At 27.1% G+C, this 2,889-nt stretch carries 3 protein-coding genes; all 3 read right to left on the bottom strand.

The window, feature by feature from the left end; all coding sequences use genetic code 11:
- Positions 1-832 (bottom strand): hypothetical protein (locus H3S73_RS13440; protein ID WP_198248912.1); only part of this gene is annotated, 832 nt, incomplete at its 3' end.
- A gap of 60 nt (positions 833-892) precedes the next feature.
- The gene (locus tag H3S73_RS13445) at positions 893-1,897 is read right to left on the bottom strand and encodes a hypothetical protein (RefSeq protein WP_198248913.1); all 1,005 of its coding nucleotides are present in this window, start codon (positions 1,895-1,897) and stop codon (positions 893-895) included.
- A gap of 84 nt (positions 1,898-1,981) precedes the next feature.
- On the bottom strand, positions 1,982-2,889 hold a 908-nt coding region (locus H3S73_RS13450; RefSeq protein ID WP_198248914.1), incomplete at its 5' end, for a hypothetical protein.

Genomic DNA, 2,889 nt, shown 5'->3' on the forward strand with positions numbered 1-2,889 from the left:
CATCACCACATGTTTTTGTACTGGTTGCTGTTTTATTTTCTGAATCAAACTGAATCGAATATCCTTCTAAATTCGCTTCAATATACTTATTTTGTGAATCATCATAGACGTAATATATTTGCGGGACATTGGCGGCGTGGGACTCAGCACCCTGAAGAAAAAAATCATTTTCATTACCATCAAAATCAAAATCACCAATTTGTATAGCATGAAATGTATAAAAAACATACCCTTTTGAATTCTTTATGGTCTGTAATAGCTCCCCATTTTTTTTACTGTAAACATTGATGCCAGTAATTTTAATTTCTTCTTTTTTCTTTTTGGATAATATAACTTTAAAATAAAAATCTTTGGTTGAGCTTCTTTGTAAAAATTCGATATTGTTAAACTCTGTATTATCAAATAACTGTTTGGATTCTACTCGAGTTAGCTCATAACCGTTTGCAGTAAAAACATTATATTCAAATTCTTTTTTTAATTTAAAATCACCAAATTTCTCTGAATACCCAAATAAATAATTACTTTCTGATTTTACCTTGTTTAAACTAAAATCAAAATTTTTAATAATTAATGTATCACTATCATTATCTGTATCAATCGTTGTAAAGTTTTTAAAATAATAATCGTTTTCTTTTTTTTGAGGTCCTCCTATATATCCAACTTCATATGTTTTGTCTTTAATATAAGTAATATCAAAGTTACTATCAGGCGTGGCCAACAAATAAAATTCAACTTTATCATCACCTATATTTCCGCTGTAGACACGATAGACTGCTTCTGTTACTTGCGGAATAAGAAAAACTATTATCAGTATATATTTTATTGTTTTCATTATGATATTTGTCTTAGTTTTTTAATAAGTTATCTACCTTAAAAAAGTTAAATATTTTGTTTAAGGCTCCTCTCCAACCTCTACCACAGCTTTTTCGCAATCCAGTCTTTCTTTTTTAGTACATTTTTTATGAATAGATTTTTCCTCAGAATTTTCATAAGAAATGCAGTATTGATCTTGGTAATCATATTTTTTTTTGTTTTTATTAAAAAGATATTGTTTATTTAATTTGGTAAAAAACATTGGGTCAACAAAAACATCACCACATGTTTTTGTACTGGTTGCTATTTTATTTTCTGAATCAAACTGAATCGAATATCCTTCTAAATTTGCTTCAATATATTTATTTTGTGACTCATCATAGACGTAATATATTTGCGGGACATTAGCGGCGTGGGACTCGGCACCCTGAAGAAAAAAATCATTTTCATTACCATCAAAATCAAAATCACCAATTTGTATAGCATGAAATGTATAAAAAACATACCCTTTTGAATTCTTTATGGTTTGTAATAGCTCCCCATTTTTTTTACTGTAAACATTGATGCCAGTAATTTTAATATCTTCTTTTTTCTTTTTGGATAATATAACTTTAAAATAAAAATCTTTGGTTGAGCTTCTTTGTAAAAATTCGATATTTTCAAACTCAGTATTATCAAATAACTGTTTAGATTCTACTCGAGTTAGCTCATAACCGTTTGCAGCAAAAACATTATATTCAAATTCTTTTTTTAATTTAAAATCACCAAATTTCTGTGAATAGCCAAACAATTCATTGCTTTCTGAATTCACCTGATTTAAGCCAAAATCGAAGTTTTTAATAATTAAGGTATCATTATTATTAACTGTATCAATCGTTGTATAATTTTCAAAATAATAGTCGTTTTTTATTTTTTTTGGCCCACCCATATACTCAATTTTCTTTGTTTTATCTTCAATAAAAATAACATGAAAGTCACTATCAGGTGTGGCCAACAAATAAAATTCAACTTTATCATCCCCCATATTTCCGCTGTAGACACGATAGACTGCTTCTGTTACTTGCGGAATAAGAAAAACTATCATCAGTATATATTTCATTGTATTCATTATGATATTTGTCTTAGTTTTTTAATAAGTTATCTACCTTAAACAAGTTAAATATTTTGTTTAAGGCTCATCTCCAACCTCTACTACAGCTTTTTCACAATCCAGTCTTTCTTTTTTGGTACATTGTCTTAAATAATAATTAACACCATCTGGAATAGCTGCACAGTACTTATCTATATAAGTATATTTTTTTTCTTTATTATTAAAATAATATAATTTTTTTAATAAAACATTAGATGAATAAATAACTACATCGCCACATGTTTTTGTACTGGTTGCTATTTTATTTTCTGAATCAAACTGAATCGAATATCCTTCTAAATTCGCTTCAATATATTTATTTTGTGAATCATCATAGATGTAATATATTTGTGGGACATTGACGGCATAAGATTCACTATTATTCAGAGAAAAATCATTTTCATTACCATCAAAATCAAAATCACCGATTCGTATAGCTTGAAATGTATGAAAAATATACCCTTTTGAATTCCTTATGGTTTGTAATAGCTCCCCATTTTTTTTACTGTAAACATTGATGCCAGTAATTTTAATATCTTCTTTTTTCTTTTTGGAAAGTATAACTTTAAAATAAAAATCTTTGGTTGAGCTTCTTTGTAAGAATTCAACATTTTTGAATTCAATATTATCAAATAATTTTTTAGATTCTACTTGATTTATCCCATAACCGTTTTCAGTAACAACATTATATTCAAATTCTTTTTTTAATACAAAATCACCAAATATCTGTGAATAGCCAAACAATTCATTGCTTTCTGAATTCACCTGATTTAAGCCAAAATCGAAGTTTTTAATAATTAAGGTATCATTATTATTAACTGTATCAATCGTTGTATAATTTTCAAAATAATAGTCGTTTTTTATTTTTTTTGGCCCACCCATATACTCAATTTTCTTTGTTTTATCTTCAATAAAAATAACATGAAAGTCACTATCAGGTGTGGCCA

This window comes from Gilliamella sp. B14384G12 (assembly GCF_016101825.1).
Taxonomy (GTDB): Bacteria; Pseudomonadota; Gammaproteobacteria; order Enterobacterales; family Orbaceae; genus Gilliamella; species Gilliamella apicola_N.

Excerpts from the sequence above, each read along its gene's own strand:
- H3S73_RS13445 (WP_198248913.1), bottom strand. The coding sequence starts at position 1,897 with ATGATAGTTTTTCTTATTCCGCAAGTAACAGAAGCAGTCTATCGTGTC.